Source organism: Cyclobacteriaceae bacterium (genome assembly GCA_030584025.1).
In the GTDB taxonomy this organism is placed as follows: Bacteria; Bacteroidota; Bacteroidia; order Cytophagales; family Cyclobacteriaceae; genus UBA2336.
Genome location: CP129487.1, coordinates 3,214,081 through 3,240,632 on the forward strand (window position 1 = coordinate 3,214,081; position 26,552 = coordinate 3,240,632).

A 26,552-nucleotide genomic window follows, 5' to 3' on the forward strand; every position below is an offset into this window, starting at 1 on the left:
TTAGGCTGTTGCAGCAACAGCTTTTTTAGCTTCTTTTTCTTGTCCTTTTTTATCCATATCCAACACGATAGGAGCTGCGATAAATACAGAGGAATACGTTCCGACAGACACCCCAACCAGAAGCGCAAATGCAAAGCCAGAAAGTACCTGGCCACCAAATATCAATAACACAATAACCACCAATAACGTAGTACCAGCCGTAATGATGGTACGGCTCAGGGTATCGTTAATGGCATCGTTAAAGATTTTGCGCAGGTCATGGGTAGCGCCAAAACCAATATACTCACGAATACGATCGAAGATGATCACCGTATCGTTAATGGAGTAACCGATAATGGTAAGAATAGCGGCCACAAATACCTGGTCAACCTCGTAGCTCATTCCCAAAAATCCTGCAATAGAAAAGGCAGCAAACACGAAGAGCGTATCATGCAGCGTAGCAATGATCGCACCTGCACTGTATTGCCATTTACGGAAACGGATCAGGATATAAATAAAGATACCGATCAATGAGAAAAGACTGGCCTCCCATGCTGAGTTCTTAATATCATCAGCCACGGTTGCACCAACTTTTGATGAGCTTGAGATAATAAAACGACTATCATCAAGCTGCGCTTCCTGACTCGTATACTGCTTTCCGGTAATGGTTTGAAGCGCGTTGATCAGCGTTTCGCGAACTTTTTCATCAGCCTCTTCGCTATCCTCCTCAATGAGGTATGAGGTGGTTACTTTCACCGATGAGTTGCTGCCGTAATTCTTTACTTCCGTTCCTGCTCCTTCAAAACTTTGGGTCAACTGAACTTTCAATTCGGTTGCAGCAACCGGCTGACTAAAGGCTACTACGTATGAGCGTCCGCCTTTAAAATCAACACCCATATTCAATGGCTTTACAAAAAGCAGTGCCAAACCAATTAGAATTATAGCAGATGAAGCGATATACGCCTTACGGCTGTTTCCAACAAACTCATACCTTCTTCTCTTCTTCACCGCACGGGAAATAAACGAGTCAAATGAAATTTTACTATCATCTCCCTTACGGGTCATCCATTCTACAATAACGCGTGAAACATATACCGCTGTGAAGAATGAAGTAAGAATACCAATCATAAGGGTTATCGCGAAACCTTTAATCGGTCCTTGTCCGAGCATAAACAGGAAGAAGGCCGTTAACAATGTAGTCAGGTTCGAATCGAAAATAGACCAGAATGCACGTTGATATCCTACTTTAATAGCATCCTTTAATTTACGACCATGCGTAATTTCTTCCTTGATACGTTCAAAGATCAGTACGTTCGCATCCACCGCCATACCAATGGTAAGCACAATACCGGCAATACCCGGAAGGGTTAATGAAGCATTGAATTGAGCCAGAATACCCAAAATGAAGAAAATGTTGAACACCAACGCGATGTTGGCTACAATGCCTCCTTTCGAATAATACAGCAACATAAATAGCACCACCAACACCAGACCACCTAAGGAAGATAACAGTCCTTGATTTTGTGCAAGCTTACCTAAAGTTGGCCCTACAATGGCTTCCTCAACAATTTTGGTTGGTGCAGGCAATGAACCTGCCTTCAAAATGTTGGCAAGGTCTTTTGCCTCTTCAACAGTAAAGTTTCCGGAAATCTGCGAATTACCATTTGGGATTTCACCATTCACCGAGGGGGCCGAGTAAACTGAATTATCCAACACGATGGCAATGCGGCCGCGAGGTGTTTTGCTTGCTGCCTCAGCAGTCATTTTTGCCCAAGCCTTGGTTCCAGTCGCGTTCATGGTCATGCTTACTGATGGCCTTGCGTATTCATCCAAATCCTGACGCGCTTCATTGATTACTTCACCGGTCAGCTTCGGCTGGCCGGATCTGCCCATGTCAAGAAAATACAACTGAAGTCCTTCGGTTGCACCAAAATCTTTGTCGGGTTTATTAGCCCAGTACACACCTACATTTCTAGGCAACAGGCTTTTAATCTCTGGCTTTTTGAAAATACGATTAATCTCTGCCGTATCCGTTACTGCATAACGGAAAAGGCCTGGAGGATTGCTTTTGGCGAACAAAGGTGACACATTGAGGTTCTGAAGCGAATCCAAGCTATTAGAGGTTGTGTCTCCTGCTGCTGCCGATTGTAACTGCTTTTCCAAATCGGTTACACCATCAGCTTGCGTTGTGTCTGCAGAGGTGCCAACCTGATCTTCTCCGGTAGTTATATTTAGTGCGCCTTGTACTTGTCTCTCTTTAACCAGTGCTGCATTGATAGCCATCAACGAACTGTTGATATCATTGGGTTCGATCACATCCCAGAACTCAAGGCGTGCCACGCCTTGCAATAATTTCCGTACGCGTGCGGGGTTATCAGCACCCGGAATTTCAATTTGAATTCGGCCTGTTCCGGGCAAGCGCTGAATATTCGGCTGCGATGTACCAAACTGATCCAAACGATTTTTAAGAATCGTATAGGAACGTTCAATAGCCCTGTCGATTTCTTCATTTACTACAGTAACAACCTGCTCATCTGAATCATTTAAGCTAATACGACCGCGTGTTGCGGTTGAAGCAAAAACAGGTGCAAGTCTGGCCCCCGCATTATCTTCCTGGTATGCAGCAAAGAACAGACTTGAAAATCGCTCCTGACTGCTTTTCGAACGCTCATGTGCCTTTGCCAAGGCTTTCACAAATGCCGAATCTTTGCTGTTTCCGGCAAGACCCTTAATAATATCCACCGGAGAAACCTCCAGGGTTACGTGCATACCTCCTTGCAAATCGAGGCCACGGCTAAGTTCATTGTCTTTTACTTCCTTGTAGGTAAACTCTGCGCCAAACAGGTTATACACCGGCTGGCTCCAGATGGAATCGAGGTAAGCTTGTTTTTTACTCAGGTTCAAAACACCACTCGCATCGGTGGCATAATCAATGGCATCTTGCTGAACTTTGTTGGATACAAACGTAAACGACAAATAGAACAAGCAAAGAGCCGTAACAATAATGGTAAGTACAATTACAAATCCTTTGTTCTGCATAAAAACTGATTATTAAAAATTAAGTGTTTAAGAAATAGTGAACCGGTAAAACTCCGGCAGTGAAGAATTCAAACGCGTTAGGGTGCGTTTGGTGAAATGATAAACTGAAACAATGCCCGAAAGAATTTTCCGGTTGAAAGGGTTAATTGAATAGGCGCTTCCTCCGGCTCATGATCCCCGAAAAGAATTTCCTGAATAACTGCCAGTTCTTGCTGAAGAACAAATGAAGCGGTTACCGGTTGGGAGAAAGAGGGTTGGCTGATGAATTGATCCCCATCTTCAGAGTTAGATGTGGTATCGTGTTGCTCAACTTCTGCCTTTGCAAGGGTTTCTTGCTGGCCAAAGAAAAAAAACTGCGAAAACAGGATGCCCGCTGCTGTGAGAACTCCCATAGCAAGTGACCAGAATCGTATCGTTTTCGAGGTTTTCATTAAGGCCTACAAAAGTATACAATTGAAGCAATTTTGAAACAGCCGGGTCAAAAAAGAGGCATCAGACCTTAAAACCGGCCAATTTGGCCTGAATCATTAGAATTATCACTTCCAGGGCTCGTTCAAAGTGGCTGTTATTGGGAATCACAATATCAGCGTTGTGCTTAATGGGCTCAATAAGCCGCTCGTAAACAGGCATTACGTGGTGATGGTAACGGTACAATACATCGTTCAAATCATACCCCCTTTCTTCGTTGTCGCGCTTAATGCGCCTGGATAATTTCACGTAATCTTTTGCCTCGATAAAAATGCTCAAGTCCAGTTCATGCTCTATTTCAGGAAAATATTGAACAAATAGCCCTTCGATAATCAGGATGGGTGCTGGCTTAAAAATTAGCTTACGTGGAGTTGCTGCCGGGTTGTTAAATGTGTACTCATCCTTGGTAAGGGTTTTTCCGGCTTTTAACAGTTTAATGTCCTGAACAAATTGTTGATGATCGATGGCTTCAGGTAAATCGAAATTTTTTACGCCCCGCTCATCTTCTTGCTGCCTGTCGCGTGGATGGTAGTAATTGTCCTGTGAAATAAGGCAAAGTTCAGTCTCTTTAAACCGATCCGATAAGCGTTTGAGAAAATACGTCTTTCCCGATCCGCTGCCTCCGGTTATCCCAATGGTAAAAGGTTTGGTCATGGCGCAAATATCGCCTTAAAATAAAGAGCCGAAAAATTAACTTCTATTGATTTTGCAGCAGGTAAGCGCAAAGTTTTTCCACAGCCTTGGCCCGATGGCTGATCTGGTTTTTTTCTGATAGCGGCATTTCACCAAAAGTCTGTGTGTAACCCTTAGGCTGGAAAATGGGGTCGTAACCAAACCCACTGCTTCCGCGCTTTTCATGAGTGATTGTTCCCTCAACGATTCCTTCGAACAGATGCTCACCTTGATTATCGATCAGGGCTATTACCGTTCTGAACCTTGCATGGCGGTTGGATTTACCTTCCAGCTTATTCAACAGTAAATTCATATTGGCTTCCGCATCGCGCGTTGGTCCAGCATAGCGGGCAGAATAGACTCCAGGTTCGCCATTTAGCGCTTCAACCTCAAGGCCTGTATCATCAGCAAAGCAGGGAATTTTGTACCGATTAAAAACAAACCTTGCTTTTTGAAGTGCGTTGCCTTCCAATGTGTTTTGCGTTTCAGGCAGTTCTTCACTACAACCAATATTCTCCAGACTTAAAAAAGAAAAAGATGAGCCCATTATGGTGCTCATCTCTTCTATTTTGTGTTTGTTGTTGGAAGCAATACAGTAACTACTCATGGATTGACTTCTAACAATTCAATCTCAAAAATCACATTTGAATTTGCAGGGACATTTGTGTACGCTCGCGATCCATAAGCTAAAATTGAAGGAACATAAATAGTCGCTTTATCACCTTCCTTCATTAATTGTAGTCCAATCAAAACACCGTGCGGAAAATTTACTACCCGGCTACTAAAATCAGTACGTGGCTCAACTAATTGGTCTATAAAAACAGTACCATCCGTAAGTAACTTTCCTTTAAAGTTTATCTTTACCTGTTCATATAATGTTGGGGAAATAGATCCCGAACCCTGCTCTGTGATTACATAACGTATTCCACTTTCATGTTCAATGGCTTCAATCTCGTTTGTTGTGAGATAGTCATCGATAGTGGCAATGTCATCGTTTAGCCTGGATTGCTGTTGTGGTGTTGGTGAGACTGATACAATCTCCACATCAAAAATCAGATTGGCGTTAGCAGGAATTGAACCTTGACCCCTTGTGCCATACGCATACCCTGACGGGATATACAACGTTGCCTCGCTTCCCGCTGGAAGCATAGACAAGCCAATTTGCCACCCCATAATCCATTCGGTGAGTTTTCCAGATATTCCATCTGTCGTGTTAGAATCAAATACTAACCCGTTTGAAAGCAACTTACCAGTATATTTCACCGTCACGTTATTTTCGGTGTTTGGCGGTAAGCCATCCGTACCCAATTCGTGTACCACAATCCGCATCCCGGTGGCATCTACAAGTGCAACTATGCCGTTCTCTGCTAAATAATTATCAATGGCAACAATATCACGGCCTAATTGCTCATAAGGTGATACCCCCAAATCGGTATCCAGACAGGATGTTGCTAAAAAAATCAAACCAACTACTGCAAACCTTATTGCCCTTCTCTTCATAATCATAATCACTTTACTTCCAACACCTCTAAATCAAAAACCAAAATCGAATTTTCTTTAATCACTTCACTACGCTGCTGAGGACCGTACGCCAGGGTTGACGGAATATAAAACGTTCCCTGTGCACCGGCATTCAGGTACTTCAACGACTCGTGCCAGCCTTTTATTACACTGGTTTGATCAATTGTAACCTCATAGGGTTCATACGGACGCATGGGGTTATAAATTCCCTTCTCCTCAGCAACGGATTGAACGCTTGAATCAAAATACTGGCCATCAAGCAAATAACCAGAGTAGTTTACTTTAACCGTCTGACCTGACTTGGCATTTTCACCAACTCCAGGTTTTGTAATCACATACCGGATACCTGATTCCAGCTTTACAGCTTCAATGTTTTTTCCAGCCAGGTGTTCATCAATGGCCTTGATATCATCAGCAAGTTGCTTCTCGTTAAACCCGTTCATGATTTCGCGCTGGTAGGTCATGAAATCCATTTGACTCATGATACTGTCAACCCGAATATTATAGATTAACGTAAGTGTGCTGTCAACATCCGGAGGGAGCGGTGCGCGAACAATTTCATTAAAGAATTTAGTAATAGGCAAACTTAACCGAACACTGTCGCCTTTTGAGACCATGCGCAGCATTTGGGTAATGCCATCTTCTGAAACAAGCGCTGAACTATCGTTGATCATGGCAGCTGCCGGCATCAAATCACTGGTTTCTCCCCAAACTGAATCTTTTGAGTCGCTGAAAACAAACTGAAACACAACAACTTCTCCAGGCTTTGGCAATACACCATCACCATCTTTAATCACGTTAAACTTAAGGCCGTTTGGAGTAACTTTTTCTTTAGCACTATCACCACAGGCAAATAGTATTGCCAAACCAACAACCAGTACTGCATTTAGGATTTTCATGTATAGATTTATTTAGATTTAATGTTAAACCCGGGCTGAGAGAATCTTCTCCTTGTACTCCGGCAAAATACTTAAAAATTTTTCAAGGGTAACCTGCAATGAATTGGTAGATGAACCGCCTGAGGCATTCCGATGACCTCCTCCATTAAAATATTTTCTTGCCAACTCATTTACCGAAAATTCGCCCAATGAACGGAACGATAACTTTATCTCGTCCTTGCGTTCATAGATCATTACCGATAAATGAATACCTTCAATGGAAAGACCATAGTTCACAAATCCTTCCGTGTCACCCGACTGCGAACCAAATTTTTTAAGTTCTTCCTGCGAAAGCGTCATGTATGCGGTCTTATATTCGGGTAATACCACGAGCTTCTCGCTGAGTACATAACCCATTAACCTTAAACGCTCAAGCGTATTGGTATCATAAATAAGTTTTGAAACGCGTGTCGGATTAGCACCTAAAGAAACCAGGTCAGAGGCAATCATAAATTCTTCACGTCTGGTGTTGTTATGACGGAATCCCCCGGTATCGGTAAGTAAACCTGCGTACAGGCAATCGGCAATGATGCTATCAATTTTTGCCCGTTCCCCCAACTCAATAATTAATTCGTAAACAAGTCCGGCAGTAGAGGCCGCCTTCGCATCCCATTGTTCAAAATCGGCAAACTTTTCCGGCTCAAGGTGATGATCGATCAGTACTTTCTTGCCGGAAGCATTTTTTATCATTTCGCCAATGGAGTTAATCCGGCTCAACGCAGAAAAATCCAGGCAGAAAATAACTTCGGCATCCGCCACCAAACTTTTCACTTTTTCAACTATCCTTTCGCTGAAAATCACAACTTCATCATTACCAGGCAGCCAATTGAGAAATGCCGGATAATCGCTGGGGGTAATAACCGTAACCTGATGACCGTATTTCTTCAAAAAGGCAGACAATCCTAAAGATGATCCCAAGGCATCCGCATCCGGCTTAAAGTGGGTAACAATAACCACTCGCCTGGAAACAGACATAAACTCATTATACTCCTGCAGGTTTGTCATGCTTTTAACGAAGGGGCAAAAATGGCAATTTTAGTCCATAGTCAATAAGGTGTGCGCTATAGGATTATGAATTAATTGCCAAAATCGGCACTCAAAACTGTGCGCTATGCCCGAAAACACTATTTTTGCGGCCGATTAACGAAACTTTGAAAATGGCGACAAACAGAACTTTTACCATGATAAAACCCGATGCGGTGAGTGCCGGAAATTCGGGAGCAATTACCAAAATGATTGAGGAAGCGGGCTTCCGTATTGTTGCGATGAAAAAAACGCAACTAAGTCCGGAGCGTGCAGGTCAGTTTTACGCGATTCACAAGGAACGTCCTTTCTATAAAGACCTTTGCACCTACATGTCATCCGGACCGATTGTGCCGATGATTTTGGAGAAAGAAAATGCCGTAGAAGATTTCCGTAAGCTAATTGGCGCTACTGACCCACAAAAAGCTGCACCCGGCACCATCCGCAACCTGTTTGCTAAATCCATTGAGGCGAATGCGATTCATGGATCAGACAGCGATGCCAATGCCGAGATTGAAGGCAACTTCTTCTTCTCGCACATGGAGCAGTTTTAAAGAAGTCTTATTTCTAGATCAAAGGGCTAACTTTCGGGTTAGCCTTTTTTGTTACTACTTCCATGATAAACTTCATCATACAAAAGCTGGAGTAACTTAAATTGATTTGTTGCACGGCTCAAATTTTGTCCGTCATAGCGAACGGAATAATATACATCGCCTTTCAGGTAATCGGTCAGGAATCGAAGTGCCATAATGTACGTCATCATCAGGCCAGAAAATGAAACCGCATGCAATTCCTTCTTTGTCAAAGCTTCCCCCATTTCTGTGAGATACCCGTTAACTACTGCATCATAAAAATTCTTTCGAAAAATAATTTTGGAAGGATCCGTCTCCTCCTCACTCACCGGACTCACACAGGTTCGAATGAGATCACCCAGATCGTAAATAAAATAACCCGGCATCAAGGTATCCAGGTCAATTACACAGCGTGCTTTAGCAGTTTCCGTATCAAACAGGATGTTATTGATTTTTGTATCGTTGTGCGTAATGCGAAGTTGTAAGTCCCCTGAATTAATCAGTGTTTTATATTCATCTGCTAAAAAAGAAAACCGGTTTGCATCAGCAATTGCCTCTGCAGCAGTTTCGAGTCTGCTCTGCTCAGCCATCGAAATTGATTCTCTAAACTGTTCAACGCGCCAGGTGAGGTCGTGAAACCGATCGATGGTGGGTTTTATATTTTCTAGCGAACAGGTTGAAAGTCTTCGGGTAAGGGCGGCAAAACCACGGGCCGCTTCAAATGCCTCAAGTTCCGAGGTCAGGGTTTCTTTGGTAACACCGCTTTCAACAAATGGGAATAATCGCCACGGGTGGTTGTCACGATCAAACTCAATATCATTCCCGGTAGCGGATAACACCGGTTTCAAAAAAAAGTAATCCGGAAAATTTTTATCCAGGTGATTGGCAACGAGACGTATATTCTCAGCAATGTACTCTGGTTTAATGAACACAAGCTTATTGATGCGCTGTAAAACGTAACAAGCTGAGCCTTGTGTTACCTTAAACGTTTGATTAATATGACCGACACCTAAAGGGGCGATCTTAACCTGAAGCTTATCAAAATTGTACGCCTGAAGAATTTCTTCAGGAATATTTGTGGTCACCACAACTTTGCCGGATACTCACCACTGTTTACCAAATCCTTGATTTTTTGGGAAACTGCCTCCTTGTCTTCTTTATAGGTTACACCAAACCAGGTGCTTCCACCAGAAATCACCTTGATTTTTCCTTCACCGGTTTTAACCAGTTCATTGGCAATTAAGGGTATGAAGAATTCGGCTTTTATGTTTGATGAATTTTCTTTTAAGAAATTATGGAACATTCTTTCGGTTGCCGGAAAAATGGAAGGATGAAATCCCCAGAAATTCATAGATGTCTTTGCTTCGGGATTAAGTTCCACATCCCCGTCTTTTTCCTTTGCAATAATTTTTCCATCCACGCGTGAAACATTAGTCCGCTCAACAACAGAAGTCAGGTAACCATTGGCATCTTCCTCGCCTACTCCACGCGAAACGCTTCCAAAATCAGAAAGTACGTTCTTTAACGTATAGCCAACCAGGGCATGATCGTTGTTCGAGGACTTAAAAAAACCAGCCACATTTTTAAATGCCTCTTGTCCGTAAAAATCATCTGCATTAATTACAGCAAAAGGTTCATGAATAGCATCCTTGGCGCACAACATGGCATGGCCTGTACCCCATGGTTTTTGCCGTTCGGGGTTTTGGTATTCTTTAGGAACCAGCGTATCCAACGCCTGCACCACAAAATCAACTTCAACCTTGCCTTTCAATTTTGGCAGAAAGATTTCCTTTACAGTTTCCTTTATTTCTTCACGCACAATAAACACCACTTTGGTAAAGCCGAAGCGGATGGCATCGAATAAGGAGTAATCCATTATGGTTTCCCCATTCGGGCCAAAGCCATCTATTTGTTTTATTCCGCCATACCGGCTGCCCATACCTGCTGCCAATACCAGTAAGGTGAGTTTATTGTTTGTGCTCATGGTCTTTCAGTTAATTTACTTTATTATCGAAAGTTTAAAATTAGAAGCTATGGAGCAAACGGCCAACCGTTACACCCAATCGATTATCATAATCGGTATATTATTTTTCATTTTCGGATTTGTTACGTGGCTTAACGGTCCGCTAATCACCTACGTAAAGCTGGCCTTCTCGTTGGATACCGATTCCAAAGCTTTTCTGGTCACAACAGCCTTTTACATGGCCTACTTTTTTCTAGCCTTGCCTTCATCCTGGATTTTAGAAAGAACCGGAATGAAAAAGGGAATGGCGCTGGGTCTGTTAGTAATGGCCATTGGCACATTTGTGTTTGGCCAGTTTGCAACACACAGAAATTATCCGGTGTCTTTGGTTGGATTATTTGTGATCGGTTCTGGTTTATCCATTCTTCAAACCGCTTCAAATCCGTACATCAGCATCATCGGGCCTATTGAAAGTGCTGCGAAGCGTATTAGTATCATGGGCATTTGTAATAAGGTTGCCGGAATTCTTAGTCCAATTGTGTTGGGGGCCTTGGTACTTAAAGACATCAACAAGCTGGAAGAAAAGGTTAGCCTGGCTGCTTCGTCACAAGAACAAGAACAAATTCTTTCTGCCTTTGCGGCAACCATTTATTTGCCATACATGATCATGGCAGCTATTCTTGCCGTCTTGGCTTATTGGATTTTAAAATCCGGTTTACCGGAAATAAAAGCATCCGATGTTAATACCCAACCCACTGGCACAAATACAAAAACAAGCATTTTTCAGTTTGCCTACCTATGGCTTGGCGCGTTTTGCATTTTTGTGTACGTAGGTGCAGAAGTTATGGCCGGTGATGCCATCGGCACGTATGGCAAAGGTTTTAACATTCCAACTGACGAAACAAAATACTTCACCTCACTTACGCTTGTTGCCATGTTAGTTGGCTATGTGGCGGGCTTGAGTACTATTCCAAAAATTATTTCGCAACAAACGGCATTGAAAATTTCTGCATGGCTTGGAATTGCATTTACAGTTGCAGCCTTATTAACAAAAGGATATGTTTCTGTTGGTTTTGTGGCAGCGCTTGGCCTGGCAAACGCCATGATGTGGCCAGCCATCTGGCCTTTAGCCATTGACGGACTTGGAAAATTTACTGAGCGTGGATCAGCACTATTGATTATGGGTATTGCAGGTGGTGCAATCATCCCTAAAATTTTCGCGAGCTTGAAAGAACAATACGACTTTCAATGGACCTTCTTTGCCATTATGTTGCCTTGCTACCTGTTTATTTTGTTTTTTGCCATGCGTGGTCATCTGATTGGCAAGGCCAAATCAAACTGAGTCCGATTACGCAAGCATTTTATCGATTGCTCGTGTAATAATCTGCGTGCGCTCTTCCCAGCTTCCACGCACATCAATCCATGAGATACTTCTTCGCTCAAGTTCAGCCTTAAACAGGTCATACATCTCTCTACGTTTATTCATTTCTCCGAGATCGCGCAAACCATCATTTACCCAAGGCACATCTATATCAAATAAAAAGTACTGATCGTACTCCACCATCTTTTCAAATTCATAGAGTACTGGCGGAACAACACCCAGGTAATGGCGCGAATAAATTTGTGTAGTAATCAGATCTGTGTCGCAAATCAGAAATTTGTTGGCCTTGCGCACCTGTTGAAAGATGCGCTCTGTTTGCTTGCGCCCAATGGTTATGATGTCTTCCCGGTTAAAGTCGTTAGTGGTAATCAGTTCGCGTGCTACTTCGGGAACAAAAACAGTATTATACTGCTCAGCTATTTTTTTTGCCATAACCGATTTGCCCGTGCTTTCGGGGCCGTAGAAACAAATCAGTTTTAGTTGATCAATCACGATATGGAGTAGAAAACCGGATTATCTCCTTCTCTTTTTACCGGTTTTAATTTTGCTGGTACTCTTCCCCTTATGGCGTTCTTCGATTTTTAAGTCAACAAAGTAATAAAGTGAAACCACGAAGGCATTATTACGAACTTTTAACTCGTCCTGATATTGTGCATCTATCTCTCCGTAAACGCCCATACTATTCCTGCTAAGAAAACTATGTCCATGTTCGTAACGTGTGGTCAGCATAAATTTATGTATCCCCATTGGCTCAAAAATTAAACCTGCTGAAATGTTCAAACCCAATTGAACACGATTAGGATCTTCGACATTCATTTCCTGCTCACCAATTTCAGTCTGCTTTCCAAACGTAACAGTATACTTCAACTCATCAATCAGGTTTTCGTCCAGACTACTATTGGCAAGTGTTCCCTTACCACCCAACCAATAACTCACATTAGGACCAACTCCCAAATACCATTTGTACACTTTGTCTTTGCCCAGTCGGGCCTTGAATTCAGCTGTGTATAGAATGGGCATATCGATGTACTGATTTCGCAAAGAATTGCTGAACATGCCATCACCACCCCCACTGATTTTCTTTTCCTTTTGCGTATACATAATGGAAGTTTGCAGAAAATATCGCTTTTGCACCCGAAAGGCTACACTTCCCCCCGCATGAAAACCAAACGTTGGGCTTACGTCATAGAAATCTTTAAGATCACGATCATCGAAAGATGCCCAGCCGACATGGGTGCCTACCACCGGACCAACTAAAATCTGGGCTTCTGCCTTATTCCAGGCTAAAAGTCCCAGTAAAACAAACATAAAAATGGGGTTAAGCTTTACCATAATGTTGCCATTAAACTTACGCATGAACAAAGCTTCATTTTGGTCGTTCATCGGCTTAAAAGTTGAATTCATCTGCTATTTTAGCATTTTAATTAGGCAAAACGGCCATTCTGAACAATCGGAATTACATACTTCCATGTGCAAAACAGGCTTTACTGGCTCCAAAGTACAAAAACACGCGGTGCCAATATGTTACCTTTAAGAAAGAAATCTTATAGAAAGATACGTTGAATTTTTAGAGAAGATGGAACCCAAATACCTACGAAACCTACTACTTACCCTCGCAATTTTTGTTGTGGCGCCAGTAATGGCCCAGGAAATTTGTAACAACGGCATTGACGATGATGGCGATGGCTTTGTGGATTGTTACGATAACGAGTGTGCCAATAGTGTGGTGTGCGAAGATTTATTTATCGGAAATGACGCGGATTGTGTCATTCCAGCACCTCCAGCACCTGCCTTTACCATGACGCTTGATTTTGCATCAGAGGATGAAACAGCCAACCACCTTTCGCGTATTGCCATTGGCGACCTGGATCGTGATGGCATACCGGAGATCATTAGCATGAACCGGTATACGAAACGAATATTTATCCTAAATGGGGATGATGGCTCTATCAAGCATCAGGCGCTTTTAGAAAACAATGCCACCCCAAACTGGGAAGTTGCGATTGCCAACGTAGATGACGATAACTGTGGCGAGATCTTTTTTCTTGGTACTGACAGCCGTATATATGCATACGATTGCCAGCTCAACTTTTTGTGGCGAACAAACCGAATGCCAGGTGACCATGATCCAATAAATTTCGGACTTGCCGATTTTGATGGTGACGGGCTTGTTGAGCTTTATTGTAAAGACCAAATTTTTGATGCCCATAGCGGCAGACGACTGGTGGCCACCACTGTGCCCAACAACCAATGGGATGATCGCCTGAACGGTGGACCTGTTGCGGTTGATATACTTGGCGACACTCGTCTTGAACTTGTGCTGGGGTTAAGAATCTATCAGGTTAATATTCCTGCAGCACGAAATACTGATGGAGGATCGCTTACACTCCTTCAAAGCCGAAATGAATATTTTGTCAGAAATCAATATAACGCTACCAGTGTTGCCGACTTTAACCAGGATGGGCACTTGGATGTAGTGGCCTCCGGTTCAACCATTGGTCATAATCAGAACACCACAATCTTCTTTTGGGATGTTTTTAACAACACGCTTCAAACTTACCGCGACCTTACAGGTGACTATGCTCCTAATGGTTGGGGCCAGGGTACAGGCCGCGTTAACATTGCCGATCTGGACGGTGATGGAAACCTCAACCTCTCCTATGTATCAGGAAAATACCTGTACGCCTTGCGCGAAGATATGACCCTTCTGTGGCGTGTGGTCATCAACGAAGAAACCTCTGGTCACACCGGCTGTACACTTTTCGACTTCAATGGTGATGGACAATCTGAAATTGTATACCGGGATGAACAATACCTGTACATTATTGATGGAACAGACGGTTCAATATTTACATCGCAGCGCTGTATTTCCAGAACCAATCGGGAATACCCGATTGTAGCCGATGTAGACGCAGATGGGTCGACCGAAATTTGTGTTACCTGTGGTTTTGACGATGTAGAAGCCTGGGATAATTTCAATACACTCTCCTATTCACAGTATGCACATATCCGTGTTTTTAAATCAGCCAGTGAACCGTGGGTGCCTGCCCGCAGGTTATGGAACCAACACGGTTACTTTGTGGTAAACGTGAATGATGATCTTTCCATTCCACGGCAAATTCAAAAACACCACCTGGTATTTTCTACAGGAACTTGCACACAAGGACCAAACCGACCTTTAAATAAATTTCTAAATCAATCACCGTTTTTAGATTCGCAAGGCTGTCCACAGTTTGCAGGGCCTAACATTACGTTTGGCACAACTGATCCGGTGATCAGCGCACCTACCTGTCCCGATTTAAACTTCACGGTTTCGTTCGACATCACCAACCTGGGTAACGTATCCATATCAGGCGATATACCGATTAGTTTCTATAGTTCGAATCCGCTTTTGCCGGGCGCTACGTTGCTCAACACGATTACAGTCAACCTTAACCTTGAGGTAAATGACACCTACGCAATCGTTGATGCACCCATAACCGGAATTGGCTCCGACTCTCTATACATTGTTTTAAATGATAATGGAACCACTATTCCAACACCCATTACATTACCTAACACGCCTTACATCGAGTGTGATCCATCAGATAACATCTTTGGCGTACGATTGAATTATTTACCCGCTCCGTTAACAGCTGTTGAGGTCAACCCAAATGAAACCTGCTCAGCTCCAGCCAATGGGGCTGCACGCGCCTTTGTTCCTGTAGGCGGAATAGAAAACACAGCGGACTATGATTTCTATTGGTTTGATGGAACAACAGCTGGCCCCATAGCCAGTGCCGATTTTGTTGGCCCGTTTTATACCGGCATACCGGGTGGAGACTATACCGTATTTGCCCGCCATAAAACCGTAAGCTGCGGTAGTGATACAACCCAGGTAACCATAAACGATGCGATTACCATTCTTCCTGCAGTAACCATTACGGTGGTTTCTGATCAAACTCAATGTAATCCACCGAACGGCAGACTCGAAGCAAATGTGGCTGGAGGCAATGCAGGTTATTCATTTGAATGGGAAGATGTGGGTGCTCCGATTGGTGTATCCGGACCGATATTGGCAAACCAGGCTGCTGGTACCTATACCGTAGTGGTAACCTCATCAGGAGGTTGTCAGATTACGGCCAGTGCCAACATTGCTGACCTTGCGCAAGAACCAGATTTAACCGCAAATGCAACCGGAGTTATAAATTGTAATGATCCGAATAGCGGATCGGTAACAGCAGAAGCGCTAATCGGTGGGGTTGCGCAACCAGCTGCTAACTTCACATTCAACTGGTACTTCTACGACAATGGAACCAGCACACGGGGAAGTCTTCTGCCGCCTGTACATGGAGCTGCCGGCACACCAAACCGAAATTTATTACCCGTAGGCTTTTATGAGGTTGAAGTAACCGAAATTGCTTCGGGATGCCCCGGTACCACAACCGAAATTGTTGAAGTAACTGACGATACCCAACTTCCAACGGTACTGTTCACAGAACTTGCCCCTCAAACTTCGTGTGATCCGAACAATCCAAATGGATCTGTTTCGGCTGATGCCCAACTTGGTGGTGTTACGCAAGATCCTGCCGAATACACATTCGAATGGTTTGTGGGACAAAATACATTACCCGCCAACGCGCACACTGATGTAAGTGGAGTGAACAACCGGATCGCTGAAAATCTTTCAAGTGGAGGTCAGTCATACACCGTACGCATTACCAACATCGCTACGCAGTGTTTCACTACTGCACACACTACGGTATCAGAAGATATAGTAGTCCCAATTGTTACGCTGTCTCCAACAGATAATGGCATATGTGACCCTGCACTTTCCACAAACAACTTCAACGGAAGTGTAATTGCTTCTGTAACGTTTGATGGCGTTCCGGTTGCAGACTTTACAGATTATACCTTTACCTGGTATAATGGAAGCGTGGCCAGCGGTGCACCTCGTGCCGAAACCGGATCATCCATCACACAGGTTAACTCAGGTTACTATACCGTTGTCGTAACCCGAAACGATGTGTCCTGTTCATCAACTCCAGAAACTGCCGAAGTAGGTAACGATGCGGTGTTACCGGTAATTACCACAGCCGAAATCGGATCAACCAATTGTACAGGTCCGGCAAACGGTGAAGCTTCCGTTACCGATGTTGATGGTGTTGGAACGCCAGCAAACTATACGTATCAATGGCACACAGGCAACGACCTTAGTTCTCCGATTGGTGGAGCAATAAATTCCACTGTTACCGGACTGCAAGGTGGTGCAGGTGCTTTCTTCACCGTACAGGTTACAAACACCAACAACGGTTGCCGCAACACGGCTACCATAGAGGTACCCGATGAAAAAGAATTCCCTATTATTACTTTAAGCAGCACGCCTAATACTATTTGTACAGGCACACCCGATGGCACAACATCGCTGGCAACGCTTACCTACCAAGGCGCTGCAGTTGCATCACCTTTTACAGGTTACACTTTTAACTGGTCATCCGGACAAACAACTTCAACAGCTACTGCATTGGCTGCTGGCGCATACACCTTAACCGTTACCAAAACAGATGTAGGTTGTACTTCCGATCCGGTTAATGTTGACGTTGCTAATGATTTCTATATCCCGGTTATTTCACTTACGCCTACCAACCAGACATCATGCGATCCGGGCAACCCGAATGGAGTTATTGCCGCAACAATCGATGAGACATCCATTGGAGGCGGGGCCGTTGTTACAGCAGGCTATACGTTTACATGGGAAGAAAATGGCAATCCGTTTACTACACCCGGGAATGCAGCAGGTACAGGCGCTACCGTAAATAACCTGGTTGGTGATTTATTCTATTCAGTAGTTGTAACACGATCAGCAACGGGTTGCGTGAACACAGCTTCGGTTTTCTTACCGGAAACCATTACCAATCCAATTGTAGCAGCCGCGGTGAGCAGTGATGTTACCCGTTGCGATACGCCAAATGGTGCCATTCAGGCGAACGTGGGTGGCAATCAAAATGGATTTACATTTTTCTGGCTTAATGAAACAGGTACGAATCAAACTGCAGATAATGCTTTGGTAATTGCCAATGCCGATGCCACTATTGTAGATGATGGTAACTACACCGGATTAATACCGGGCTACTACACCGTAGTTGCACGGGATAATAATACATCCTGTTTATCTCAGCCAATCACCCGCACTGTAATTGACGCAACTGTGCTATCAACCATAACCGTTACACTTGGTCCAACCTTCCCGGCATCCTGTGCTGCAAACAACGGGCAGATGTCAGCAACAGTATCCGGTGGTGTAGGTCCTTTTGATTTATTCTGGCACGTTGGTGGTCCTTCAAACAGCGACATTAATTTCTTCAACAATCCACCTCAGTTTACTCCTCCAAACGATGTTCCTTTCCAAACGGATCTTAGTACCACATCTTCAAACCTGAACAACCTGGAGTCTCGTTTATACACGCTTGTAGTACGCGATGTAGGAAACGGATGTGGAAACTATGAAACTGTTTTCCTGCCCTTTAATGATGGCCATGACATTAACACCAACATTACACCAGCTACAAATTGTACTGCTGTAAATGGTGAGGTTGAAGTAACCGTTACAAATATCATCCCTGCTACAAACGACTTTCAGGATTACACATACATTCTTTACAGTGGTGAGAATCCTGATCCCGTGAATCAAATAGGACCCGTACTCGGACCCGGTGGTGCTGTCACCAATCCGGTGGTATACAGTTCGCTGGCACCTGGAAAATATACGGTAGAGGTTCGCCAGGATTTGGGGGCTTTCGGAAGTAATTGCCCGGTTTATGAGGTTATTGAAATTGAACAACACGCGTTCTCTCCGCTTGTTGATATCACCGGAACAATTGCCAACACGGCTTGTGATTTGGTAGCTGGTGCCGATGGCGAAGCCTCCATTCAGTTTGATATTGACCCGAATGATCAAACCACCAACATCACCTACACAGTTGATATCAACCCTGCACCATTAGGTTGGGGAGGCCCCACACCTGTTGGGCCATTCCTGCCTCCAGCATTGCCTGGTAATTTTACCATTACGGGTTTGAGTCCAGATAATGCCGTTCCACAATACACCATTACCGTTACGGCCAATGGGTGCTCGGCACAACGGTTGGTTTCCATTCCAAATGCACCAGCAATACCACAAGTACTCAATAGTGAAGTAACCATTCTTCCTGCCTTGTATTGTGATCCGGCATTGGAAATAAACGCCAGTGTAGAAGTAAGAAACGTAATAAATGACGGAGCACCTGATAACCTTAATGATTACACTTTTGAATGGTTTGACGATGCAGGCCTTACTTCTTCTATTTTGAATGCAGCAGGTAACGCAACAGCCACCAAAGGCGGAGAGATTCTTTCCAACGTTGGGGCACCGCTTCCATCGGTAAACATTACAGCAGCACCCTATTGGGTTGTAGCAACAAAAGTTAATGCAGGCACTACAGGTGGCTTAGGCTGCGTAAGTGCTCCATTCATGGCTGTTGTTCCAGATCAATCGGTTAATCCAACCATTACCCTTACACCATTTGCCAACACAGCTTGCGATGCCAACTTTGAAGGCAGCCTTCGGGTTAATGTTACCAATGCGGGTTCAGTACCCTCAGCTACCTATACCTACAATTTCAACGTAGCTAATCCAGATGGCGGTGGTGTTTTTGCTGGAAATGATGGCGATGGCCTTGGCATAGATGGTGATCGCGACAATCCACAAACCCTCGAGGAAGGTGTGTACCAGCTACTGGCCATCAACGATGCTAGCGGTTGCCAGGCTTCTGCTCAGGCGACTATTATAAAAACTTCTACACCGATTATTGTTGCCAGTGCCACTCCGGTTGATCAATCCATTTGCACTCCGTTGAACGGAAGCATTACCGTTGTTGACGTGACTGTGGGTGGTATTGTTGACCCGGTTCATACCAACTTTGATTTCACCTGGTATGAAAATGATCCAAACAGTGTTCCCATCATCAATGCGGTAAACGGTGCGGATGCACTCACTAACATTGGGGCGGGAGTATACTTTGTTAAAGCCAGAAAAATTGCAGGCTTGCCTGTAGGATCAGGCTGTGAGTCTGCTCCTCTTCGGGTTGACATTGAAGATATAAGTGAAGATCCGGATCTCGAGTTTACCATGATAACGCCAACCTCAAGTTGTAATCCTGCCGATCCGAACGGAATCATCCTTGCAGAAGCATCCGAACGTGACGGATCAACCGATGCCTATACGTTTGCGTGGACATTAAACGGTGGCGCGCTTCATCCTGCAACTGTGCAAAACGATGCAAGCCCGACAAGTCAGCTGAGCAGTGCTACGTTTGGTGATTATGAATTAACCATAACCAACACGGTTACTGGTTGCGTGTTCACTTCAGGCGCAACATTGATTGAAAACTTAAGTTTGAGTTTACCGAACATTGTTCAGGTTACTCCCATCAATCCTACCGATTGCTTTCCTACCGGAAGCGCGAGCGTTACGCAAATCACCATCGGTGGAACTACAACATTAACCGCTCCTCCTGATGATATTGACACGAACTTCGACTATGAATGGTATAGTGGGTCAACCACTCCGGCCGACCTGATTGCAGGAGAAACAAACAGTTCGCTGTTGAATCAATTACCCAACACATACTTTGTGTTGGTACGCGATCTGACCACCGATTGTCCGTCCACTTTTGTGGAGGTGCTTATTGATTCCGCTGACATCGTTTACCCGGTTGTAGCCATTGCGGAAACCGTTCCTCAAATCAGTTGCGATCCTGCTGTGGGTACAGGAACATTGGTAGCGACCGGTGATGGCCAAACCGATTCAAATCCGAACTACTCATTCACGTGGTTCCCAAGTCTGGATTTAAGTGGTGCCAGCTTCGCCAACACCAGCACGATCAACAATGTTGTTTCAGGCGACTATTCGGTTGAAGTGCTTAATAGCTTAACAAACTGCCGGGCTTCTGCCCTCATGATTGTGGCAAATGATTCTGCCTCTTTCAAACCAATCTTAAGCCTTACCAGTGGACCGCTTACTGAATGCGATAGCCTTGATGGATTTATTTTCGCACGAGGTGTACCGTTTGCTCCTGCAGCTGGTTATCCGTTCAGTCCGTATAACTATACCGCACAACTTTATGTAGGTCAAAATCCAGTGCTAAGCAATCCTCCGGATTTCATTATGCCGCTGGATCCAAATCCATTCGGACTACCTTCATTCCTGCAACCTAATCTGTCACCCGATACGTACACCGTAAGGCTTATCGATAATAATACAAGCTGCGAAACAGTGGATATTATTGTATTGGAAGATGAGCGCGTATTCCCCACACCTGTTATTCAAACTATTGCCCCGGTCACCAATTGTGATCCAACTATTCCAAATGGTGTGGGGCGCGTTTCTGTAGATGGTGTTGTAGTAGGTTACAATTTCGATTGGTACGAAGGGAATGTAGTTGCCGGAACCCCTGTTTACACGGGTGTTGAATACGGACAACTCAGACCGATTCCACAGGAATATATTGTTGAAGCGCGGAATATGGTTACCGGATGCGTAGGCACCGTCATTGCCACCATTGCAAATAATCCGGTTGGTATTCCAATTCCACAGATCGAAATTCTATCGCATGTTACCAGTTGTGTAATGGATAACGGTGCACTGGCGGCATCCGTTAACGGAAATACCCGAGACTACATTTTCGATTGGTATGGTGGAACACAGGAAACGCCTCCAGCTGATTTCGTGGGTGAAATCTATCGCGACCTTGCTGTTGGACCATACTCGGTTACCGCAACTGATAAAGTTACCGGTTGTAAATCGCCATTAGCTACTGAAACGATTGAAAGCCGGCCAGCATTACCGGAGATCGATTTCAGAACGCAAAGCGCTACTTGCGGTTTATCAAATGGGTTTGCGACAATATTAATTGTAAGTGAAGTTCCTATTGGAACAATTGAATGGTTTGATTCCAACAACGCTCCCATTGTGGTCGGTCCTAATCTTACCGAAGTGTTGCCAGGCACCTATACCGTGGTTGTTACAACCGAATTGGGTTGCGCTGCCTCGCGCGAAATTCCTATCGAAACGGAGATCAGACCTTTCAACGGTATTTCAAGGTTTAGTTCACCGGGGCAAAATGATTACTTCCACATTGATTGTATTGACAACTTCCCGAACAACATAGTGAAGATTTTCAACCGAGCCGGAACGTTGGTGTATGAAGGTGAGCGGTACGATAATGCTACCACCATATTTGATGGTAAGTCGAATAAAGGAATTAGCATTATGGGTACGGACTTGCCGGACGGAACATACTTCTACATTATCGATAAGCGTGATGGCTCAAAACCATTATCCGGTTATCTGGAGATTGTTAACTAACTTGCCTTGATCAAAAGACCTATGCGAATATTAGCTGCGATTTTTTGTACCGTTGTTGTGCTGAGCTTCACTCAAAAAGCATCAGCACAACAATACCCGGTATTCACGCAATACTATTTTAATGAGTTGGTAATCAACCCCGCCTTTGCAGGGAGCCACGTACAGTTGAGCCTAACTTCAACGTATCGAAATCAATGGGTTAATTTTCCCGGGGCACCACGTACGGTATCGTTTAGCGGACATACCGCTTTGATGAACGGAAAAATGGGGGTTGGGCTTTTGGTAAACCATGATGAAATCGGAAGTTACGGTAATGAGCATGTGTACGGCTATTATTCCTATCGGATAAACATGCAGCATGCTACCCTTTCTATGGGGTTGATGGCTGGGTTTAATTTTCTGGGCGTAGATTTCAGTAACCTGGATTTGCAAGATCCAACCGATGCATCTTTTTTACCCATTAACGAGTTTAAACCAAATTTCGGAACCGGTATTTACTACAACCGTAAAAATTTCTTTGCTGGATTTTCTGTTCCGTTCTTATTGAACAATGCAGTTTCTGCAGATCTAGAGAGTGTTGCCGCTGAAATCCGTGAAGCGCGCTACTATTTTCTTCGAAGCGGTGGAATTTTTCCAATCAATCGAGCAGAGACTGTTAAACTAAATCCATCTATACTACTTCGCGCCCAGGAAGGTCAACCGCTAAGTATGGACATAAACCTGGGCGTGGTTATTCACGATATACTCAGCACGGGAGTTTCGTGGCGTAGTGGTGATTCCTTCATCACATTCATTGACCTGAAGCTGAGTGAAAAATTCCACTTTGCTTATTCGTACGACTGGACGACTTCGGACATTGCCCGTTTCTCAAATGGATCGCATGAGTTTATGATAAACTACAGAGCCAAGGTTACAACCGCACATAAAAACCTGAACTGCCCAACGTACTTCCATTACCGTTAACGATCTGCAAGTGCGTAGCTTTTGTGCTCCCGCATCCAGTTCAATAAACCATACGCGGCAATAAAGCAAAACACCAGGTATTCAAAGCCAACAAACTTTATTCCCTTGGCGAAATACATGTACGTAGCCACAACATCAATCAAAATCCAAAGCACCCAGCTTTCTACTTTTTTCTGAATCATTAAAAAAGTAGTGATGATACTCATTACGGTAACAAAAGAATCAAGGTAGGGAAAAGCGCTGGGCTTATTGAATACAATGGGAAACCACTCGTGTAAGCGGCTGGCCATAGAACCAACCACAAAGGTTGCTGCCAAGCCGGATACGGATAGCAATACCAATTGTGGTCTTTTCATATAACTTACCTTCAGTTCCATTTTTTTATCCTCCTCACCTGGTTGCGGATGAAGCCACCTCCACCAACCCATTACGTTGGTCACGAAAAAGAACACTTGCAAAAACATATCCGGGTAAAGTTGCACCTGGTAAAACAGGAAAAAGAACAGGGTAACATTGATTAACCCGATGGGCCAGCTCCAGATGTTAGTCCTCGAAGCCAAAAAAACCGCTACAAAACCCGCCATGGTTCCAAAGAACTCGATATAGCTCATTTGGTAACCCCAAAGCTCGAAGAAGATTTTATTAATGTCGAAAAATGAAATCATTCAAAATGCTAAATTGAAGCCCAATCTAATACCTTAATTTGATCCCCCATGGAAAAAGTATTCGTGACTTTTTTGTATCTGTGCTACTCTGCATTATCATTTTCGCAAGACATAACGGTTTTAGGGCATGACATTGAGTGGAGTGAAGGTAAAATTACCCTAACATCGGGCGAGTCTATTAAGGGCGTGGTTCGATACAATTCAAAATCCGGTGTACTTGGCTTTGATGACGGCAAAGGGGCCCAGGTGTTCACTCCACGAACAGTGTTGACATTTGAATATTTCGATGCCATCCGTGATCAGGATAGAAAATTTTATTCGCTTGAAGTAGAGGATGCGAAAGGGATAAAACGACCTCAGTTCTTTGAAGTTATAAAAGAGTTGCAAAATTTCGCAGTAATCTCAACCGAAAACCCACTTCAGCTAAAGATCAAGCAGACATGGGACCCATTCTACGCTTCATTTTTGAACATGTATGGAGTAAATCCCAATAGCAATCCCTATGTAAGTAAAACCGTAGCACAGCAAATCGAGATTCTATATTTGATTGATATGGAGGGTGACATCAATCCCTATTTGCTGATAACCTACGAAGAGCTTCCGCGATCATTTGCATTTGAAACAAAGAGTAAAAATAAATCAAAATTGGTAGGAGAGAATACGTTAAAAGAATTGATCGGTACCCGCTATTCCGAATTAAAAACCTTTGCCAAAGCGGGGAAACTAAGTTTTGCCGACAAGGAAGACTTTCTGAAAATATTAGATTATTATGAGGAATTAATTGAAAAGAACTAAATCAACTTATCTCCTTAAACAGAACCTTTTGATTATGGTCGCTATAATACGATAAGTAAACGGTCGTTGATGGAGAAAATTCTCTTATTGTATCGACAATTAAATTTACATAGTCCAATTCAACATTCTTATCTGCAAAAATTGCAATCACTAATTTATCCCTGTCTATTTCATTAATTTTTGTTCGTTCCATTTTGATGAAGTCGTCTAATTCATCAACTTTAACAAAGGTATCATTAACCTGAATTCGAAATGAGTCAACTCTACCTTCATTTGTTAGCAAATGAAATCCAGATTTTAATTTTCCAACACAGATGTAACTGACAATAGAATCTTTCGTGAATTCAATGTAGAAGTCATCTTCAGCCATTGGCAATTCAACAGACAAATGTAAATCACAAAGAATATCAGACTTATAGAAATTATCTTCTACTCTTACAAACAATGAATCACCAAGTCCAGCACCATCAAAAAGAAGTGTATCTCCAATCACATGAAAAAAGATTGAATTGTGTCCACCTAATAGCTCAAAGTAATTTTTATCTGAATTAAAGTAGTCAAGAGTAGCGGTGTATAGACCCAATTTATTGATAATGACCGCAGAGTCATTGATATCTAGTGTCTGATAACTACTATTTGTAAAATAACCCAATGAAACCCAATGACCCTTTGGGTCTGATTCATTTAAGTGGCTACACCCAGACAAAAGCAATAAAATCAATAATCCACGGAACATTCTCTCTAAATTAAATCTTCACACACACATTCTTCGCTTCCGTAAAAAATCGTAACGCTTCCCAACCTCCTTCACGGCCCACACCACTTTGCTTCATGCCGCCAAACGGTGTGCGTAAATCGCGGAAGAGCCAGCAGTTCACCCAGATAATGCCACTCTTCACCTGTGCCGCAACGCGGTGAGCACGTTTTAAATTTTCTGTCCAGATGGTAGCCGACAAACCGTAGCCCGTGCTATTGGCGTAACCAATTACTTCATCTTCAGCATCAAAAGGCATTATCGTAACTACGGGGCCAAAAATTTCTTCCTGATTGGTTCGGCAAAAAGCATCCAGTGCGGTGATTACCGTTGGCTCAACGAAATACCCATTGGCACAACGTCCGCTTAATTTAACCTGCTTTCCGCCCGTTAAGACGTTTCCTCCCTCCTGCTTTGCCAGGTCAACATAGCTCAACACTTTTTTCATGTGCGCTTCTGAAACCAGGGCCCCTACTTTGGTTTGTTCATCCTGCGGGTCGCCCACCGTTAGTTTTTTCGTGCGCGAAACAAATTCTTCCACAAAGCGATTGAAAATACTGCGCTCCACAAAAATGCGTGAACCGCACAAACAGATTTCACCCTGATTGGAAAAAGAAGATTGAATGGACGTATGCAACGCCTGTTCGAAATCACAATCGGCAAAAATGATGTTCGGATTTTTACCACCCAGTTCAAGTGAAAGTTTTTTGAACATGGGTGCCGCAGTAGCCGCTATTTTTTTTCCGGTAACGGTTCCACCTGTAAATGAAATAGCAGAAATATCCGGATGCTCCACAATAGCCTGACCGGCTTTCTGGCCAAGGCCATGAACAATATTCAACACGCCATTTGGCAATCCAGCCTCCATGCACAGTTTGGAAAATAGAAAAGCCGTCATCGGTGTGAGCTCAGAAGGTTTTGCCACTACCGTGCAGCCTGCTGCCAATGCTGGTGCAATTTTCCAGGTGAATAAATACAACGGCAAATTCCACGGAGAAATACAACCCACTACGCCAACCGGAGTACGTGTAGTATAATTGATGGCCTCCTGCCCGGTTACGTGCGCTTCTGAAGCAAAATGAATCGCACCCGTTGCAAAGAACCGCATGTTGGCAGAAGCCCGCGGGATGTCAACCACTTTAGCCAGCTTAACCGGTTTGCCCTGATCGGTACTTTCAGCAAGCGCCAGTTCATCCAGGTCGCGATCAATCAGGTCGGCAATTTTTTGAAGAATAGCCGAACGTTTTTCAACCGCCATAGCCGACCATGCACCAAAAGCTCGTTGCGCAGCTTCCGTTGCCAGTTGTACATCCTGTGCATCTGAATCAGGAACCAGGCTGTAGGGTTTGCCTTCGGCAGGATTATAATTCTCTAAGTAGATTTTTGAATGCGGTTCAACGAATTCACCGTTGATATAATTCAGGATTTTATCCAT

General features: G+C 43.8%; 19 protein-coding genes. 5 read left to right on the forward strand and 14 right to left on the reverse strand.

Annotated elements, in window-relative coordinates; all coding sequences use genetic code 11:
* The 7 genes from secDF to QY309_14535 form a co-directional block, all read right to left on the reverse strand.
* Entirely contained in the window at positions 1 to 3,018 is a 3,018-nt protein-coding gene (gene secDF, locus QY309_14505) for a protein translocase subunit SecDF (protein ID WKZ59070.1), read from the reverse strand.
* Positions 3,019 to 3,095: 77 nt separating this feature from the next.
* Positions 3,096 to 3,449 carry a hypothetical protein gene (locus tag QY309_14510; protein WKZ59071.1) on the reverse strand — a complete coding sequence of 118 codons (354 nt, stop codon included), beginning with the start codon at positions 3,447 to 3,449 and terminating at the stop codon, positions 3,096 to 3,098.
* Positions 3,450 to 3,510: 61 nt separating this feature from the next.
* A complete protein-coding gene (locus tag QY309_14515; protein WKZ59072.1) occupies positions 3,511 to 4,140 on the reverse strand; it encodes a P-loop NTPase fold protein in 630 nt (209 codons plus the stop codon).
* A 43-nt stretch (positions 4,141 to 4,183) separates the two neighbouring features.
* On the reverse strand, positions 4,184 to 4,765 hold the full coding sequence (locus QY309_14520; GenBank protein WKZ59073.1) for a non-canonical purine NTP diphosphatase: 582 nt from the start codon (positions 4,763 to 4,765) through the stop codon (positions 4,184 to 4,186).
* The gene (locus QY309_14525) at positions 4,762 to 5,658 is read right to left on the reverse strand and encodes an FKBP-type peptidyl-prolyl cis-trans isomerase (GenBank protein ID WKZ59074.1); all 897 of its coding nucleotides are present in this window, start codon (positions 5,656 to 5,658) and stop codon (positions 4,762 to 4,764) included. The genes QY309_14520 and QY309_14525 overlap by 4 nt, the downstream gene beginning before the upstream one ends.
* Before the next feature lie 8 nt (positions 5,659 to 5,666).
* Entirely contained in the window at positions 5,667 to 6,578 is a 912-nt protein-coding gene (locus tag QY309_14530; protein ID WKZ59075.1) for an FKBP-type peptidyl-prolyl cis-trans isomerase, read from the reverse strand.
* A gap of 24 nt (positions 6,579 to 6,602) precedes the next feature.
* Positions 6,603 to 7,622: a bifunctional oligoribonuclease/PAP phosphatase NrnA gene (locus QY309_14535; protein WKZ59076.1), complete on the reverse strand. Its 1,020-nt coding sequence runs from the start codon at positions 7,620 to 7,622 to the stop codon at positions 6,603 to 6,605.
* A 152-nt stretch (positions 7,623 to 7,774) separates the two neighbouring features.
* Here QY309_14535 and QY309_14540 point away from each other — a divergent pair, with 152 nt between their 5' ends.
* Positions 7,775 to 8,194, forward strand: coding sequence for a nucleoside-diphosphate kinase (locus tag QY309_14540; GenBank protein ID WKZ59077.1), 420 nt, complete (start codon positions 7,775 to 7,777; stop codon positions 8,192 to 8,194).
* 38 nt (positions 8,195 to 8,232) lie between these two features.
* On the opposite strand, the gene QY309_14545 is transcribed toward QY309_14540, so the two are convergent.
* Positions 8,233 to 9,300: an aminoglycoside phosphotransferase family protein gene (locus QY309_14545; GenBank protein WKZ59078.1), complete on the reverse strand. Its 1,068-nt coding sequence runs from the start codon at positions 9,298 to 9,300 to the stop codon at positions 8,233 to 8,235.
* Positions 9,294 to 10,196: a sugar phosphate nucleotidyltransferase gene (locus QY309_14550; GenBank protein WKZ59079.1), complete on the reverse strand. Its 903-nt coding sequence runs from the start codon at positions 10,194 to 10,196 to the stop codon at positions 9,294 to 9,296. Before QY309_14550 ends, QY309_14545 begins: the two co-directional genes overlap by 7 nt.
* A gap of 49 nt (positions 10,197 to 10,245) precedes the next feature.
* Between QY309_14550 and QY309_14555 the strand changes: the two genes are divergently transcribed.
* Entirely contained in the window at positions 10,246 to 11,517 is a 1,272-nt protein-coding gene (locus tag QY309_14555) for a sugar MFS transporter (protein ID WKZ59080.1), read from the forward strand.
* A 6-nt stretch (positions 11,518 to 11,523) separates the two neighbouring features.
* Here QY309_14555 and QY309_14560 read toward each other — a convergent pair whose 3' ends face one another.
* The gene (locus tag QY309_14560; GenBank protein WKZ59081.1) at positions 11,524 to 12,048 is read right to left on the reverse strand and encodes an ATP-binding protein; all 525 of its coding nucleotides are present in this window, start codon (positions 12,046 to 12,048) and stop codon (positions 11,524 to 11,526) included.
* Between the two features lie 21 nt (positions 12,049 to 12,069).
* The gene (locus QY309_14565; protein ID WKZ59082.1) at positions 12,070 to 12,939 is read right to left on the reverse strand and encodes a porin family protein; all 870 of its coding nucleotides are present in this window, start codon (positions 12,937 to 12,939) and stop codon (positions 12,070 to 12,072) included.
* A gap of 193 nt (positions 12,940 to 13,132) precedes the next feature.
* Between QY309_14565 and QY309_14570 the strand changes: the two genes are divergently transcribed.
* Both QY309_14570 and QY309_14575 read left to right on the forward strand, forming a co-directional pair.
* Positions 13,133 to 21,940 carry a gliding motility-associated C-terminal domain-containing protein gene (locus QY309_14570; protein WKZ59083.1) on the forward strand — a complete coding sequence of 2,936 codons (8,808 nt, stop codon included), beginning with the start codon at positions 13,133 to 13,135 and terminating at the stop codon, positions 21,938 to 21,940.
* Positions 21,941 to 21,961: 21 nt separating this feature from the next.
* Positions 21,962 to 22,903 carry a type IX secretion system membrane protein PorP/SprF gene (locus tag QY309_14575; GenBank protein WKZ59084.1) on the forward strand — a complete coding sequence of 314 codons (942 nt, stop codon included), beginning with the start codon at positions 21,962 to 21,964 and terminating at the stop codon, positions 22,901 to 22,903.
* Here the strand turns inward: QY309_14575 and pnuC are convergent.
* On the reverse strand, positions 22,900 to 23,568 hold the full coding sequence (gene pnuC, locus QY309_14580) for a nicotinamide riboside transporter PnuC (GenBank protein WKZ59085.1): 669 nt from the start codon (positions 23,566 to 23,568) through the stop codon (positions 22,900 to 22,902). The genes QY309_14575 and pnuC overlap by 4 nt on opposite strands.
* A gap of 48 nt (positions 23,569 to 23,616) precedes the next feature.
* Here pnuC and QY309_14585 point away from each other — a divergent pair, with 48 nt between their 5' ends.
* Positions 23,617 to 24,363: a hypothetical protein gene (locus QY309_14585; GenBank protein ID WKZ59086.1), complete on the forward strand. Its 747-nt coding sequence runs from the start codon at positions 23,617 to 23,619 to the stop codon at positions 24,361 to 24,363.
* 1 nt (position 24,364) lies between these two features.
* Here the strand turns inward: QY309_14585 and QY309_14590 are convergent, their stop codons facing one another.
* Both QY309_14590 and QY309_14595 read right to left on the reverse strand, forming a co-directional pair.
* Entirely contained in the window at positions 24,365 to 25,099 is a 735-nt protein-coding gene (locus QY309_14590) for a hypothetical protein (GenBank protein WKZ59087.1), read from the reverse strand.
* A gap of 10 nt (positions 25,100 to 25,109) precedes the next feature.
* Positions 25,110 to 26,552: an aldehyde dehydrogenase gene (locus QY309_14595; GenBank protein ID WKZ59088.1), complete on the reverse strand. Its 1,443-nt coding sequence runs from the start codon at positions 26,550 to 26,552 to the stop codon at positions 25,110 to 25,112.

Excerpts from the sequence above, each read along its gene's own strand:
- secDF (WKZ59070.1), bottom strand. The coding sequence starts at position 3,018 with ATGCAGAACAAAGGATTTGTAATTGTACTTACCATTATTGTTACGGCT.
- QY309_14510 (WKZ59071.1), bottom strand. The coding sequence starts at position 3,449 with ATGAAAACCTCGAAAACGATACGATTCTGGTCACTTGCTATGGGAGTT.
- QY309_14515 (WKZ59072.1), bottom strand. The coding sequence starts at position 4,140 with ATGACCAAACCTTTTACCATTGGGATAACCGGAGGCAGCGGATCGGGA.
- QY309_14520 (WKZ59073.1), bottom strand. The coding sequence starts at position 4,765 with ATGAGTAGTTACTGTATTGCTTCCAACAACAAACACAAAATAGAAGAG.
- QY309_14525 (WKZ59074.1), bottom strand. The coding sequence starts at position 5,658 with ATGAAGAGAAGGGCAATAAGGTTTGCAGTAGTTGGTTTGATTTTTTTA.
- QY309_14530 (WKZ59075.1), bottom strand. The coding sequence starts at position 6,578 with ATGAAAATCCTAAATGCAGTACTGGTTGTTGGTTTGGCAATACTATTT.
- QY309_14535 (WKZ59076.1), bottom strand. The coding sequence starts at position 7,622 with ATGACAAACCTGCAGGAGTATAATGAGTTTATGTCTGTTTCCAGGCGA.
- QY309_14540 (WKZ59077.1), top strand. The coding sequence starts at position 7,775 with ATGGCGACAAACAGAACTTTTACCATGATAAAACCCGATGCGGTGAGT.
- QY309_14550 (WKZ59079.1), bottom strand. The coding sequence starts at position 10,196 with ATGAGCACAAACAATAAACTCACCTTACTGGTATTGGCAGCAGGTATG.
- QY309_14555 (WKZ59080.1), top strand. The coding sequence starts at position 10,246 with ATGGAGCAAACGGCCAACCGTTACACCCAATCGATTATCATAATCGGT.
- QY309_14565 (WKZ59082.1), bottom strand. The coding sequence starts at position 12,939 with ATGAACGACCAAAATGAAGCTTTGTTCATGCGTAAGTTTAATGGCAAC.
- QY309_14570 (WKZ59083.1), top strand. The coding sequence starts at position 13,133 with ATGGAACCCAAATACCTACGAAACCTACTACTTACCCTCGCAATTTTT.
- QY309_14575 (WKZ59084.1), top strand. The coding sequence starts at position 21,962 with ATGCGAATATTAGCTGCGATTTTTTGTACCGTTGTTGTGCTGAGCTTC.
- pnuC (WKZ59085.1), bottom strand. The coding sequence starts at position 23,568 with ATGATTTCATTTTTCGACATTAATAAAATCTTCTTCGAGCTTTGGGGT.
- QY309_14585 (WKZ59086.1), top strand. The coding sequence starts at position 23,617 with ATGGAAAAAGTATTCGTGACTTTTTTGTATCTGTGCTACTCTGCATTA.
- QY309_14590 (WKZ59087.1), bottom strand. The coding sequence starts at position 25,099 with ATGTTCCGTGGATTATTGATTTTATTGCTTTTGTCTGGGTGTAGCCAC.
- QY309_14595 (WKZ59088.1), bottom strand. The coding sequence starts at position 26,552 with ATGGATAAAATCCTGAATTATATCAACGGTGAATTCGTTGAACCGCAT.